General features: G+C 56.2%; 11 protein-coding genes. 10 read left to right on the top strand and 1 reads right to left on the bottom strand.

The features are described from left to right. Positions 1-394 precede the first annotated feature (394 nt). The 6 genes from BN873_RS07935 (at position 395) to BN873_RS07910 (ending at position 8,227) form a co-directional block, all read left to right on the top strand. On the top strand, positions 395-2,374 hold the full coding sequence (locus BN873_RS07935) for an acetoacetate--CoA ligase (protein ID WP_048672608.1): 1,980 nt from the start codon (positions 395-397) through the stop codon (positions 2,372-2,374). Between the two features lie 27 nt (positions 2,375-2,401). After that, positions 2,402-4,846 (top strand): bifunctional acetate--CoA ligase family protein/GNAT family N-acetyltransferase, encoded by a 2,445-nt coding sequence (locus tag BN873_RS07930; RefSeq protein WP_048672607.1) that lies wholly within the window; start codon positions 2,402-2,404, stop codon positions 4,844-4,846. Positions 4,847-4,883: 37 nt separating this feature from the next. Next, complete coding sequence (locus BN873_RS07925; protein ID WP_048672604.1) at positions 4,884-5,867, top strand: zinc-dependent alcohol dehydrogenase; 984 nt, start codon at positions 4,884-4,886, stop codon at positions 5,865-5,867. A 97-nt stretch (positions 5,868-5,964) separates the two neighbouring features. Beyond that, entirely contained in the window at positions 5,965-6,366 is a 402-nt protein-coding gene (locus BN873_RS07920; RefSeq protein ID WP_048672735.1) for a 6-pyruvoyl trahydropterin synthase family protein, read from the top strand. Then, positions 6,363-7,412 carry a glycosyltransferase family 4 protein gene (locus tag BN873_RS07915; protein WP_048672602.1) on the top strand — a complete coding sequence of 350 codons (1,050 nt, stop codon included), beginning with the start codon at positions 6,363-6,365 and terminating at the stop codon, positions 7,410-7,412. The genes BN873_RS07920 and BN873_RS07915 overlap by 4 nt, the downstream gene beginning before the upstream one ends. Then, positions 7,412-8,227, top strand: a complete 816-nt coding sequence (locus BN873_RS07910; protein ID WP_048672599.1) for a small ribosomal subunit Rsm22 family protein — start codon at positions 7,412-7,414, stop codon at positions 8,225-8,227. Before BN873_RS07915 ends, BN873_RS07910 begins: the two co-directional genes overlap by 1 nt. On the opposite strand, the gene BN873_RS07905 is transcribed toward BN873_RS07910, so the two are convergent. Continuing rightward, positions 8,224-9,150 (bottom strand): RibD family protein, encoded by a 927-nt coding sequence (locus tag BN873_RS07905; RefSeq protein WP_071244074.1) that lies wholly within the window; start codon positions 9,148-9,150, stop codon positions 8,224-8,226. The two genes, BN873_RS07910 and BN873_RS07905, sit on opposite strands and share 4 nt — an antisense overlap. Before the next feature lie 490 nt (positions 9,151-9,640). On the opposite strand from BN873_RS07905, the gene BN873_RS07900 reads away from it, so the two are divergent. The 4 genes from BN873_RS07900 (at position 9,641) to BN873_RS07885 (ending at position 14,973) form a co-directional block, all read left to right on the top strand. After that, positions 9,641-10,783: a PilT/PilU family type 4a pilus ATPase gene (locus BN873_RS07900; RefSeq protein WP_048672597.1), complete on the top strand. Its 1,143-nt coding sequence runs from the start codon at positions 9,641-9,643 to the stop codon at positions 10,781-10,783. Between the two features lie 267 nt (positions 10,784-11,050). Continuing rightward, positions 11,051-11,917: an exosortase A gene (gene xrtA / locus BN873_RS07895; protein WP_048672595.1), complete on the top strand. Its 867-nt coding sequence runs from the start codon at positions 11,051-11,053 to the stop codon at positions 11,915-11,917. 15 nt (positions 11,918-11,932) lie between these two features. Further along, positions 11,933-12,595 carry an exosortase C-terminal domain/associated protein EpsI gene (locus BN873_RS07890; protein WP_048672593.1) on the top strand — a complete coding sequence of 221 codons (663 nt, stop codon included), beginning with the start codon at positions 11,933-11,935 and terminating at the stop codon, positions 12,593-12,595. 110 nt (positions 12,596-12,705) lie between these two features. Then, on the top strand, positions 12,706-14,973 hold the full coding sequence (locus BN873_RS07885) for a tetratricopeptide repeat protein (protein ID WP_171820434.1): 2,268 nt from the start codon (positions 12,706-12,708) through the stop codon (positions 14,971-14,973). Positions 14,974-14,999: the final 26 nt, after the last annotated feature.

Genomic DNA, 14,999 nt, shown 5'->3' with positions numbered 1-14,999 from the left:
AGAGGGAAGACGAGCAGTGGAAAGGAGCCAAAAGCGCTGACAGTGGCTTAGATCATAGTTCAGAGTTTCCCTGAGCCGCTGGCCAAACTCTTTATAAAACTGTCCGTCATCGGCGTTAGGGCGAATGACTCACGCTTAAGCCGGATTATGGGTAAAGTAGCGCGCTAGGATCGCTCTCAAGCCGCTTATAAAATTAGGAGTTACGCAGTTGGATCTCTAACACTCTGATTTTAAAAGAAATCGACTTGTGCGGTAGACAACCGAAATTTTCCATTAATCAATCACTTAGAATTTCAACTGCGTAACTCCTAAAAATAAAGAGGTTGCCCGAAATGGCGGTGCGGCCTTCGGCATAATTTGACATGCGCTTTCGGTGAGCGATGGAGAAAAACTGATGAATGACGCCCCGCACTCTGACCATCCGCTGTGGACTCCTGATCCTGCCTGGAGTGCAACCACGCGCATGGCGGCTTTCACCGCCCAGGCCCGAACCCTATCCGGCCAAACGCTGGCATCGTATGCGGATTTGCACGCCTGGTCGGTCGAGGTGCCCGAACAATTCTGGACAGCGGTTTGGGATTTCTGTGCTGTGATCGGCGAGCGCGGTGCAGGGCCGGTGCTGGTCGATGCCGAAAAAATGCCCGGTGCGCGCTGGTTTCCTGATGCACGGCTCAACTTCGCTGAAAATCTGCTGCGGGATTCCAGTAACCCGGATGCGCTGGTGTTTTGGGGTGAGAACAAGGTTAAGCGAACCCTTTCACGCGCTGAATTACGCCAACACGTCGCCCAGTTCGCCGCCGCGTTGCGCGATGTCGGCGTCGTTGCCGGTGATCGAGTGGCCGCTTACCTGCCCAATCTGCCGGAAACGCTGATTGCGATGCTGGCCGCCGCCAGCTTGGGGGCGGTATTTACCAGCGCTTCACCGGATTTTGGCGTTCAGGGCGTGCTGGATCGCTTCGGTCAGACTGAACCGAAGGTGCTGATTGCCTGCGACGGCTATTGGTACAACGGTAAAGCGGTCGATATGGCGGCGAAACTGGCCGAACTCATGGCCCAATTGCCCAGCGTACAGCGACTCGTGCTGATTCCTTATCTGCACGCAGAAGTCGATCCGCTGGCCAAAAGCCTCCCCAAAGCCATTTCCCTCGCCGATTTTGTCGCACCCCACGCGGCGGTCAGTCAAATGGAGTTTGTCCGGCTGCCCTTCGCTCATCCGCTCTACATCATGTATTCGTCCGGTACGACCGGCATTCCCAAATGTATCGTTCACGGCGCGGGCGGAACGCTATTACAGCATCTAAAAGAACAGCAACTGCATACCGATCTCCGCGCGGGCGACCGCCTGTTTTACTTCACCACCTGCGGCTGGATGATGTGGAACTGGTTGGTATCCGGTCTTGCTTCCGGTGCGACGCTGCTGCTGTATGACGGCAGCCCGTTCATCGACCGTGGCCGGATTCTTTGGGATTATGCCCAGACCGAGCGCATGACGCATTTCGGCACCTCGGCTAAATATCTGGATGCCTTGGTCAAGACCGGCCTCCAGCCGAAAGAGAGCTATGATCTGCGCGCACTGCGGGTGATGACCTCGACCGGCAGTCCGCTGGTGCCGGAGCGCTTTGACGATGTGTACGCCACCATCAAGGCTGATCTACAACTGGCCTCTATTTCCGGCGGCACCGACATTATCTCCTGTTTTGTGTTGGGCCATCCGACGTTACCGGTCTGGCGGGGCGAGATTCAGTGCAAAGGATTGGGCCTGGCGGTTGCTGTGTGGAGCGAGGCTGGCCAGCCTGTGCGCGGTGAAAAAGGCGAACTGGTTTGCACTCGGCCCTTTCCCTGTATGCCGGTTGGTTTCTGGAATGACCCCGACGGTAAAAAATATCGGGCCGCGTATTTCGAGCGGTTTCCCGGCGTTTGGCATCATGGCGATTTTTGCGAAATCACCGAGCACGATGGCCTGATCATCCATGGCCGCTCCGACGCCACCCTTAATCCGGGGGGGGTGCGGATTGGCACCGCCGAGATCTATCGCCAGGTCGAAAAACTACCCGAAGTGGTCGAATCCATCGTGATCGGTCAGGACTGGGAGGGCGATGTCCGGGTGATCCTATTCGTAAAGCTGGAGGGTGGCCACGAGCTGGATGATGCGCTGGTCGCCCGGATCAAGCGGTTGATCCGCGACAATGCCAGCCCACGTCATGTCCCCGCCAAGGTTTTACAGGTGAGCGATATTCCCCGTACCAAGAGCGGTAAGATCGTCGAACTGGCGGTGCGCAATATCGTCCATGGTCAACCGGTCAAGAACCTTGAAGCGCTGGCGAATCCGGAAGCCTTGGCGGCATTTGCTGATCGCTACGAACTGCGCGAGTGAGAAAAAGACCGGGTATGAGCTAAGGCGATGGCCTCCCACGGGATAGGCGATCTATTCGAGCCTGCGTCCATCGCGTTGATCGGCGCCAGCGAACGTCCCGGCTCGCTTGGCGAGGTACTGGCCCGTAACCTATTGGCCGGTGCTTGTAAGGGTGAGCTGTTTTTCATCAATCGCCGACATCAGCGGGTTCAAGACCGGCCCGCTTACCGCGCCATCGCTGATCTGCCGGTCGTGCCGGAGCTGGCGATGATCGTTACCCCTCCGCGTACTGTTCCTGAGCTGTTGCGGCAATTGGATCGGGCTGGCAGCAAAATCGCTGTGGTCGCGACGCCCGCCATCGCTCACCAGGGGGATCGTGATGCGGCGTTTTTTCCCAGGGACGCGCCGCGCCTGCCGCGTTTACGCCGCTTGCGCGTACTGGGGCCGGCGAGCGGTGGTCTGATGGTGCCGCGTTGGGGTCTCAACGGATCTTTAGCCGAGGTTTTACCAGGGCCGGGCCGATTAGCGCTAGTTTCCCAATCGGGTGCGGTGCTGTTGCCACTGATGGCATGGGCTAGAGCGCAGGGAATCGGATTTTCGCAAGTGATGGTGGTCGGTGGGGGTGGTGATATTGATGTTCCAGAATTATTGGATTGGCTAGCTGACGATCCTGACACCCAAGCGATTTTGCTGGATTTGGAGACGGTACAAAAGGGACGTTCGTTTCTGTCGGCAGCCCGTGCGGTGGCCCGGAGCAAACCGGTGATTGTCCTACGTGCTGGCCAACACAGGAATGACCCACTGTGGCCGACCGACGCCATTTATCAGGCGGCTTTCCGTCGGGTGGGATTACAGTGGGCCGCTTCGTTGCGGGAGCTGTTCTGGGCGGCGAAACTCTTGGCGTGCGATCTTCCGGTCGTTGGGGATCGGTTAGCGATAATCGCCAACAGTCGAGGACTTGGCTTGTTAGCAGTGGATGCCCTGCTGACAGTCGGTGGGCGCTTGGCCCACCTCAGCCAGGATGCAGCAGGTCAGTTGCGTCAGTCCCTTCCGGCGGATGTGACGCTGGGCTATCCGCTGGCTTTCGATATTGCAGTTGATATTGAGCGCTTCGCCACGATTTTGCAGATTGTGCTCCGTGAACGGGATCACAACGGCACCTTGGTATTGTATGCGCCCAATTCACTGGCCAATGCTGAGAAAGTCGCTACAACGCTGATCGACAGCGTTGAGCGCTGCCGCGTCGAGAGTGGCGAGCGCCCATGCGTGTTGGTCTGTTGGCTGGGGGAGGACAGCGACGGCACTAGCCGACAGCGACTGCATGAAAGGGGCATCCCGACATTTGATCTTCCCGAAGACGCAATTGGGGCGTTCATGCACCGCTGGCATCAAGTACAAAGTCGGATTGGGTTAATGGCGACGCCCCCACCCACGCCGGCTTTCTTCGCCCCAGATCCTACAGCGCCTCGCCGGCTGGTGGCGGATTGGTTAGCGCGGGGTTGTTCTGAGCCAGAAGCGGCGACCAGCAAGGCATTGCTGGCGCTGTACGGTATTGCAATCACTCTGCCGGAGATGGCCGAGCCGGCGCCGTTTGCCCTGAGTCTGCGTTTGCTCGTCGATCCAGTATTCGGCGCGGTGTTATTGCTGGAGCCGGCGAGTCGCGCCACTGATGCGATGTTCGCTGAAAGCGTCGTGGTGTTTCCTCCTCTCAATGGCGTATTGGCCAGGGAAGCGATCCGCCATACCCGGGTTTATCGATTCCTGCGTGATACCCATTCCGACTGGCTGGCCAGTCTCGTCAACGTATTGGAGAGCGTTGCCCGACTGGTGGTGGAGTTGGGCGAAGTGAGCGAACTGGAGCTTAAACCGATTCAACTGCATTCAAGCGGTGCTGCCGTGACGGTAGCCCGGCTGCGGATCGCGCCGATCACGGGGCCAGCCGAGCAGCGGTTAGCGATTCGACCCTATCCGCGTGAGTTGGAGGAAACCATATCGTTGCCCGATGGCTCAACGCTGCTGATCCGGCCGGTGCGACCCCAGGATGAACCGAACTTTGTCGCCAGCTTTGCACAGTTATCGACCGAAGAAGTACGGATGCGCTTTATGTATACCTTTAAGGAGCTGATTCATGAGGAAGCGGCTCGGCTCACCCAGATAGACTACGGTCGAGATATGGCCCTGGTGGTATTTCGGCAACGGCCTGGCCAACCGCTGGAAAGCTGTGGAGTGGCGCGGTTAATGCGGGCCGACGAGGAGCGGGTGGAATTCGCCATCATCCTGTTACGGGCAGCGACCGGTATCGGGCTAGGCAGCTTATTGGTACGCCGCTTGATTGGCTATGCGCGAACCCGTGATTTCCGCGAACTGTTCGGAGAAATCCTGCGGGAGAACGCGCCGATGTTGGCATTGTGTCGAGCCATGGGCTTTACGCTGAAACCTTGTGCCGATGATCCCGGCGTGATCATTGCTACATTAGCGCTCACTGTACCCTGATACCCATGAGCGGCATGATTCGCAGGCGGTTGCGATAGTGGAAAGCGCTTTAACCGCCCAGGCATTTTGGGTGACTGGCCCTGGTCGGGGCGAACTCCGTGTGGAATCGTTACCTGTACCCGGCCCCGGTGAGGTGCTGATCCGAACGCTGTATTCCGCGATCAGTCGTGGCACCGAGGCCTTGGTTTTTCGTGGCGAAGCCCCTCCTAGTCAATACTTGACTATGCGCGCTCCCTTTCAGCAGGGAGAGTTTCCGGCACCAGTCAAATACGGCTATTGCAGCGTCGGTCTGGTGGAGGCAGGCGCGATGGCTGGGGGTGGCCAGGCCGTGTTCTGTCTATATCCGCACCAAAATCGCTATGTGGTGCCGGCAGCGGCGGTGACCCCCGTGCCAGGGCATATTCCACCGGGTCGAGCGGTGTTGGCGGCTAATCTGGAAACTGCGCTGAACGCGCTTTGGGATGCTGCGCCTCGATTTGGGGATCGGATCACTGTGATTGGGGCAGGCGTCGTTGGTTGCCTCATCGCCTGGCTGGCCGGCCAGCTACCTGGTTGTTGCGTGCAGTTGGTGGATATCGATTCCACCAAATCCGCCGTTGCAAAACGATTGGGAGTACGATTCGCCGGGCCGACGGCGGCGGACGATGATCAGGATTTAGTGATCCATGCCAGTGGAGCGGCGGATGGATTAGCGATGGCTTTACGTTTGGCCGGATTTGAGGCGACGGTGGTGGAGGTGAGTTGGTTCGGCGCCCGTCCAGTCAGTTTGCCGTTGGGCGAGGCGTTTCATGCCAGACGATTGCGTATCCAAAGCTCGCAGGTCGGCGCCATCGCAGCCGCCCAACGCGCTCGCTGGAACCATCAGCGTCGGATGGCCACCGTGATGGCTTTATTGGCCGATCCGGTACTGGATTGCCTGATCAGCGGTGAGAGCCTGTTTGCCGAATTGCCGGGCGTAATGACGGAGTTGAGCAAAAATCCCCCAGGGGTTCTGTGTCATCGTATCCGCTATGCCGACTAGCACGGGCCAGAACACCCGCCGGTTCCACCCCATGTTGTTTATACTCATCCCGATAACCCACGACCCCGCCCTTCCGAAACTGAGGTAAGCCAGAATGATGTATGCCGTTTGCGTTCGCGATCATTTTATGATCGCCCACAGCTTCCGAGGACAAACCTTCGGCCCCGCCCAGCGTTTGCATGGCGCGACCTACGTGGTTGATCTCGAACTGCGGCGTCCTGATCTTGACCCCGACGGCGTGGTGGTTGATATCAGTAAGCTGAGCGATTGCCTACGGGCGGTATTGGCGGAATTGAACCACCGTAACCTGGATGAAATTCCAGAGTTCGCCGGTCGCAACACCACCACCGAGTTTTTGGCGCGGGAGATTTTCGACCGCATGGCTGCTCGGATTGATGAGGGGCAACTGGGGCCAAATGCGAACGGACTGAGCACTATGCGGGTTGTCCTACACGAATCGCATACTGCTTGGGCAGCTTACGAGGGGCCGTTAGCTTGAGAAGCGCCCATTTTCTGATTCCGGGCGAGATTGAGACCCGTACCGGTGGCTATCTTTACGACCGCCGGATCATGGCGGGGTTGTCGATGTTGGGCTGGCAGGTCGAACTGCACCGTCTGGATGCGTCTTTTCCTATGCCAACGCCAGCCGCGCTACGCGGCGCTGCTGAGACGTTGATGGCCTTACCCGCAGGCGCGCTCGTGATCATCGATGGACTCGCATTGGGCGCTTTGCCGGAAGCGGTTAGCTTGCACCGCAAGCGATTGCGACTGGTTGGGCTGGTTCACCATCCGTTGGCGCTGGAAACTGGGCTGGACACGGCTTTGCAAGACCGGCTGCGTGCCAGCGAACGGATGGCCCTGACCCATGTCCGGCAAATCATCGTGACCAGTCCTCACACGGTACGAGCACTGGCCGACTACGGTGTCTCGGCCCAGCGCTGTGCGGTGGTCGTACCCGGCACTGATTCTGCACCGCTCGCGGAGGGTTCGGGTCGTGCTGATCTGGTGTTGCTCTGCGCGGCTAGCTTGACGCCGCGCAAAGGTCATGCCGTGTTATTTCGGGCGTTGCAGCGACTTAAATCGCTGCCCTGGCACTTGCGTTGCGCGGGCAGCACGACTCTGGACCCCCAAACCGCCCTGACGCTGCGTACACTAGCCATGGAATTAGAATTGGCCGAGCGCATTGAGTGGTTGGGCGAGCTGGATGCAGTTGATCTGGTGGCTTGTTACCAGCGTGCAGACGTGTTCGTCCTGCCGTCCTGGTATGAGGGGTACGGGATGGTATTGGCCGAAGCCCTGGCCCATGGCTTACCAATTGTCAGCACGACGGCTGGTGCGATTCCCGATACGGTACCGGCTAGCGCGGGATTATTGGTTCCTCCCGGCGATGATATGGCCTTGGCTGAGGCGTTGACGCGCGTGCTGGCTCAACCGGAATTGCGTCAGCAGTTGGCGGACGGCGCGCGCCGAGTGCGGACGACATTGCCGGACTGGCCGAGCGCGTGTGCCCAATTCGCGGCCGTGCTGGAGACGGTATCAACCTGATGGCCGGTTTTGCGGCGGCTTGGCTTGCTCTTCGTGAACCGGTTGATGCCATCTCCCGTAGCTCGGCGCTAACCGCTGAGTTACGGGCTTGGCGCACATCGTTGGGGCCGCTGTCGGTGCTGGACGTTGCCAGTGGCACGGGTGCCAATCTGCGCTATTTGGCACCGCAGTTATCGGGCGAGCAGCGGTGGTGCTTGGTTGATCACGATGCCGCTTTAATGGCGTGTGGCCATAGAATGCTCCAACCCTGGCGGGTGGAACAGGACTTAGCGCTAAGTCTGGAATGGCGACCATTGGATCTCGTAAAGGAATGGGACAGCCTAGATCTACCGGCTTTCGATTTGGTCACTGCCTCAGCGTTTATGGATTTGGTGTCTTCGGCTTGGCTAACGCGATTCACTCACCGTTGCCGGTTATGGCAAGCGACCGTTTTGGTCGCGCTTAGCTACGATGGAACCATTCGCTGGCAACCCGCTCTGGCGGAGGATGCACGGGTATGTGAGTGGATCAACCGCCACCAGTGTACCGATAAGGGTTTTGGGCCGGCGCTTGGTCCGAATGCAGCGACCTCTTTGGCGTTTTCGCTACGGGAACTTGGCTATCGGGTGATATTACAGCCTAGCCCATGGCGCTTGGAGCCGACCCACGCGGCTTTGCAGACAGCGCTCCTGGAAGGCTGGATAGAGGCCGTCAAATTCATCGCTGACGATTCGCTGGACTGGTTGGACCCATGGGGTGCTCAGCGTCGGCGGTGGATCGAACAGGGAGAGTCATACCTGCAAGTCGGCCATCAGGATGTGTTCGGCCGACTTTAAGGGCGTAAGTGGCAATCGAATAGCACGTCTTCGCCCATCGGATAGCGACGATGGGGAGGACGCAAGCCGTCGGCTAAATCGTGGATCGGAGGTAAAGTCACGCTGCGCCGACCCGAACCCATGATGAACGGCGCCACCGTGATTTGTAACCGATCCAGCAGCTTTTCCTCCAAGAAAGCGGATACCGTCAAACCACCCCCTTCGACAAAAATTCCAAACAGGCCCCGCGCTCGCAGCCGCACAAACACGGCCTGTAAATCAAGCCGCTGGCCAACGCAAGGCACACCCAGGATATCGGCATGGCCCCATTTGGCCGAATCGACCCGCGTTTCGTCGCAAACCAGCAAAGTAGGTGCTGCTGGGTCTTGAAACAAAGCCCAACGGGCGTCTAAACGGCGACGGGGATCAAGAATTACACGCACGGGGTTTGGGCCGACCACCCGCCGGGTGGTCAGTTGAGGGTTATCGCACGCCACCGTGTGGGAGCCGACCACCACGGCATCGGACAAAGCCCGCATTCGATGCAGATGGGTCAGATTCTCCGGGCCGTTCACATAGCGGGAGGCACCAGTCAGTGTGGCGATGTAGCCATCCAGACTTTGCCCCAGATGCGCCACTGTTAATGGTTGGGTATGACTGGCAAGGGCAAGCGGCAAGTAGAGATCGAGTTGCTCGCTGGCTGCTGGAGTTACCGATGCTCTGGCGCTCCACCTGCCGCCCCCGCTGATCTCAAGCAGGGTAGAGTGGTCATTCGCCGGAACGAGGTGGATTTGGCCCTGGTTGTCCAAACTCAACCCGAAACGGTCGGGGAGGGGTTCGGATGCCTTTGCGCGGGTGCGTAGGGTCAGCAGCAACGACCAGGCTAGCTCTGGTTCAAGTACCGATGGAGAGGCTGGCGGGTCCTGATGGGGTGGGGCTATCATGCTTGGGTAGACTCAGGCAGGCCGATAGAGGTTACGTCCGGCCGAAGATAAACATTGATTAACAAGGCCTTGGTCGCAGTTGAGTATGCTGAAATCAGCCTAGTTGGCAACATCGCTGCCCACTGATAAGCTCTAACATGACGTGCGCGTATGGCATCCTCCAAGAAGGATCAAGATGACATTGACTTTGGTGGTTCGCCGACAGAAGTAATCCATTGATGCCGAGATATTGGTAGAGGCGAGTCAGTAAAGTATAGGAAATGCGCATTCTTTAGCGGTTATGCTGGCTTCGTGTATCTTCATAAATTGGTATCCGTTTGCGAAGTCATTTTGGCTGATGTTGTAAAATGAGATATACTATCTTTCTAAGATCAAGAGCCAATAGGAACGGAAGCGCTCCACTCTTCCTATAGTCATCTAACCCCTGCCCGAAACCCGCCGGGTCGTTGCGCCCCATGGCTTGAGCCGGCTGGCCTGAGAGACGACTGCGATGGATATTACTCCCTACCTCAAATTGATGGTTGACAAGAGCGCATCCGATCTGTTTTTCCATGTCGGTGCCCCGGTCAATATCAAAATCGGCGGTGTGGTGCGCCCAATCGGCAACAAGGTGCTTGGGCCAGGCCAGGTGCGCGAGATCGCCTATTCAGTTATGAAGGACGATCAGATCAAGGAATTCGAGCACGAATGGGAACTTAACTTCGCTATTCCGCTGCATGGAGTCGGCCGGTTCCGCTCTAACGTCTTTAAGCAGCGCGGTGAGGTCTCGATGGTGATTCGCTTCATTCGGGGCGATATCCCGCAAGTCGAGGAACTCGGTCTGCCGCCTATACTGCGGCAACTCGTCATGGAAAAGCGGGGGTTGCTCCTGCTGGTAGGCGCTACCGGCTCGGGCAAATCCACCACGCTGGCCGCGATGATCGATCACCGTAATTCCAGCGCACCGGGCCATATTCTCACCATTGAGGACCCCATCGAATTTACCCATCAACACAAGAAATCAGTCGTGGGTCAACGCGAAGTTGGCATTGACACGCACAGCTACGAAAATGCTTTGCGTAGCGCTATGCGCGAGGCCCCCGATGTGATCCTGGTCGGTGAGGTCCGCGAGCGCGATGTCATGAAGTTCGTCTTGACCTTCTCTGAGACTGGGCACTTGGTCATGTCCACTCTGCACGCCAACAACGCCAACGGTGCGTTGGAGCGCATCGTCAACTTTTTCCCTGAGGAAGCACGGCCGCAGTTGCTGATGGATTTGTCATTGAATCTGCGCGCCATCATCTCACAGCGGTTGATCCGTGGACTGAACGGCGGTTTGGTGCCGGCGGTGGAAATCCTACTGAATACACCCTACATCGCCGATCTGGTCCAGAAGGGCAAGATCGACTACGTGAAGGACGCCATGGAGCAGGCGACCGAATCGGGGATGATCACGTTCGATCAATCGCTGTTCAAGCTCTACAAGGAAGGCAAGATTTCGCGTGAGGAAGCGATCAAGAATGCCGACTCTAAGAACAATGTCGGCTTGCAGATCCGACTTTCTGAGGGAACCGGTGCCGGCGGCGGCAAATCGGCTGCTCCGATGGATCTCAGCATTCGTGATGAGGATACGAATCGCGGCCAGATGTTTTGATGTGGTCGGTTTTCGTTTTGCCGTCTGCCACTGCAAGGCTTAAATTTGCGCTTTCTTAAGCGCTCAAATTCTCAAAGATCGAACGGCGGCCTTCCGGTCGCCGTTTCTCGTTACGCTGCTTAATGCACCAATGATAGAATGTTTTGGTATTTAATAGAGCATTGCTTGTTGTTATTATGTATGCAATTTCTTTAGCTAAAATTTTTAAGAATTAGATATTTATCGTTTGTTTTTTAATAACGATGTTCATTTTACGATAATAACACTATGCATACCCTTGATTTATCCAAATTCAAACTGCATTTCTTGGCTTTATTAACTTATATCGTCACATTCGGTTTTCTATTTCAAGAGGTGGTGATTAAGCTCGTCCACGATTGGTCAACAGACGACAACTATTCACACGGTTTCCTGATCGTCCCCATCTCGTTATATCTCGCTTGGGAGCGCCGCGACCGGCTGATGCAGGCGGCCATTAGGCCCAGTTGGTTGGGTTTGCTGGTGGTACTTGGGGGAGTGGCTTTGCTCATCGCCGGTACTTTGGGAGCTGAGCTGTTTGTTACCCGTATTGGCTTGTTGGCGGTTTTGGCGGGCAGCATTCTGTTCATTTTGGGCTGGAACCACTTGCGGCTGTTAGTTTTTCCTCTGGCTCTCCTGGTACTAATGATTCCGATTCCAGCCATTCTCTTCAATCAAGTCGCATTTCCCTTGCAGCTCCTCGCCTCGCGATTCTCATCGGGCGTACTATCGATGGTGGGAATCCCCGTGTTGCGTGAGGGGAACGTCATTATCTTGGCGCACACGACTCTGGAGGTTGCCGAAGCGTGTAGCGGGATTCGATCTCTGGTGTCGTTAATCACTCTCGGTATTTTGCTGGGTTATTTTACAGAAAGTCGGCTATGGGTCCGGTGGTTGCTCGCAGTGGCGACCATCCCTACCGCTATCTTCGCTAATGGGTTGCGCGTTGCCGGTACCGGAATTCTTGCCCATTACTGGGGACCAGCGGCAGCAGAAGGGTTTTTCCATACCTTTTCCGGCTGGCTGGTGTTTGCATTTGCCTTTGGCATGGTGCTGTTGTTCCAATGGGTGATCCGGCGCATGGTACCACCCTCTCGTATCGTTACTGAATCTTAAAAGGAGCAATCAGCGATGCTGGCCCGAATGGTCACCACAATCATTTTAATGCTGCTTGGAGCGTTGTATTTGGCACGGGCCGATCACTTCGAGCAAGTGCCAACTCGGCAATCACTGGTCACGATGCCTTTGTTGATAGGGACTTGGCGCGGAGAAAATCTGCCGAATTTCGATCAGAAAATAGAGTCGGTTCTCGGCGTCGATGAATATGTCAATCGGTTTTACCATAAAGAGCCCCTACCACCTGTCTCACTCTACGTCGGCTACTATCGGTCCCAACGCCAGGGCGATACCATGCACTCACCGTTAAATTGCCTGCCTGGTGCAGGATGGGAGCCTGTGCGCCGTGACCGCATTCAGCTTCCGCTGGTGAGGGATGGCGGCACCGAAGAAATGGTCGAAATCAATCGACTCACGATCCAGAAAGGGCTTGAACGGCAGGTTGTTCTCTACTGGTATCAAAGCCACAACCGGATTATCGCCAGTGAGTACCTGGGCAAAATCTATACGGTCCTCGATGCGATTCGCTATAACCGAACCGACGCTGCCTTAGTCCGTATCATCTCGCCGGTTATCTCCTCTGGCACCGAAGCAGACAGCGAGCGGGCGGCAACAGATTTCGCGCAGGCGATTCTACCAATCTTGGGATGGTACTTGCCTGCGGCTAGTACGACGTAAGTCTACTAGGGTGACGGATCGTATTCGTTGATTAACGACAGTACTATCAACCGGTCGGTCGCGGTTGAGCCGCGAACGTTTTTGTTGGCCTCTGAAGGAATAGAATGATCATGAGCACAAAGGTATCAATTGTTTTGCTTACCACTCTCAGCTTATTCGCCGTAGGCTGCTCTAAAGATCCCCAAGTAGCCAAGAAAGAGTATTTTGATAAAGGCAATACTTATTTCGAACAAAAAAAATATCCCGAAGCGATCATTGAATACCGCAATGCGATCCAGCAAGACCCACAGTATGGTGAAGCCCGCCTGAAGCTGGCGGAAGCTTACACCTATACACGCGATGCCAGGAATGCGCTGTTCGAATATACGCGCGCAGCGGCTTTATTGCCGAAAGATAACGAGGCACAGCTTAAAGCCGGTGCATTGCTTCTGCTGGCTCAGAAATTCGAAGATGCCAAGGCAAGAGCTGATCAGGTGTTGGCTAATGATCCAAAACATATTGACGCGCAGATCCTCAAGGCCAATGCGTTGGCCGGCCTCAAGGATATGGATGGTGCGATCAAAGAGATGGAGGAGGCCATTCAGCTTGATCCCGACGAAAGCCGGGCCTATGGGGTATTGGGTGCACTCCAGATGGCCCGTGGCAACCGGGAAGAGGCTCGGGCTGGTTTCGAAAAAGCCGTCGCGCTCGACCCGAAATCAGTCAATGCGCGCTTGGCCTTAGCGAATTATCTGTGGGCTACCAATCAGCCCGCCGCAGCGGAAAAATCCTTACAAGACGCGATTACTTTAGAGCCTAACGATGTGCGCGCTAATCGCGCGCTAGCCGCGTTTTATTTGGCGTCCGGTCGCGCCGCCGAGGCCGAAAAGCCGCTCAAGACCGTTGTTGAGGCTGATAAAACCGGTGTTGCCTCTCGCTTGGCCTTGGCTGACTATTACATTTTGCATAAACGGGAGCAGGAAGCGCGCCCGTTGCTGACGGCCTTGGTTCAAGACAAGCAAGGCTTTGCTGAAGCACAGCGGCGCTTGGCGGCGCTTGATTTCGCAGGAGGGCAGCGTGAATCCGGGCATCGCCTGATTGATGAGGTCTTGGGCCGCGAATCGAAAAATCCTGAAGCTCTCTTGTTGAAAGGCCGCTTTTTGCTGGCCGATAAGAAAACTGATGAGGCGCTCACTAAAATCCAAGCGGCTATTGACGCTGATCCAAAATTTGCCGCCGGTCATTATCTGTTGGGGACGGTGTATGCATCGCGCCAACAAAACGACCAATCGATTGATGCGTTCAAGCGGGTTCTGGAGATCAATCCCGGTGCCGTAGGTGCACAGATGCAACTTGCTCAGCTCACTTTGGCCGCTGGAGATGGGAAAGGAGCCTTAAGTTACGCTGAAGCTGCTGCCAAGAGTCAGCCGGGCAATCCTGGCCCACAACTGCTTCTGGCGAAGATCCTGGTTTCACAAAACCAGCCTGAAAAAGCGGAAGCGATCCTGAATGATCTGGCACAGAAGTTTCCAAAGGCAGCTATCCCCCATATTCAGTTGGGTGCCCTGCACTTTCAGAAAAAAGATAGCGTGGGTGCCCGGCGTGCATTTGAGCGTGCTCTAGCGTTGGAACCCGATTCGGGTGAAGCCTTGGCCGGGGTGGCCGCCTTAGATTTAAGCGAGAAAAAACCACAAGATGCCCTGGCTCGCATTGAGAAAAAGCTCCAGGCAACACCGGATAACCCAAATCTGCTGATATTGGCGGCGCAGATTCATGCAGCGACAGGCGATACGTCCAAAGCCGAACAGATTCTCCGCAAAGTATTAGAGGTCGCTCCGGACCGTCTAGAACCCTTCGGATTGTTGGCTCAGATCTATCTCAGACAGGGAAAGCTTGATCAAGCCCGCCAAGAGTTCGAGCAGCTAGCCCAGAAGAATCCTACCAATGCGGGCGCACCCACCATGGTTGCGACCATTTTTCAGGCCCAAAATAAAGTCGCCGATGCACGCCAATGGTATGAGAAAGCATTACAGATCAACCCGCGTGCCGCCGTGGCAGCCAACAATTTGGCCTGGTTGCTAGCGGAAAACGGCCAGGATTTAGCCGCCGCACTTCAGTACGCGAAACAGGCGCAAGCGGTGCTTCCCGAACAGCCGGATATCAGTGATACGGTCGGCTGGATTTACTACAAGCAGGATAATGCGCCGCTCGCTATCCGTGAATTCCGTCAAAGTATCGCTAAAAACGCGCAAAACCCTATCTATCACTACCATCTGGGGATGGCTTATCTCAAGGCGGGTGAGAAAGATCGCGCCAAACAATCGCTGCAAGAAGCCTTGCGTTTAAGCCCAGATTTTCCTCAGGCAGCGGATGCTAAATCGCAGCTTAGCACATTGTAAAGCCGTAACACCCAGCTTAAGCCAAT

The sequence above is a fragment of the Candidatus Competibacter denitrificans Run_A_D11 genome (assembly GCF_001051235.1).
GTDB lineage: Bacteria > Pseudomonadota > Gammaproteobacteria > Competibacterales > Competibacteraceae > Competibacter_A > Competibacter_A denitrificans.
This window is presented reverse-complemented; position numbering and strand designations above follow the sequence as displayed.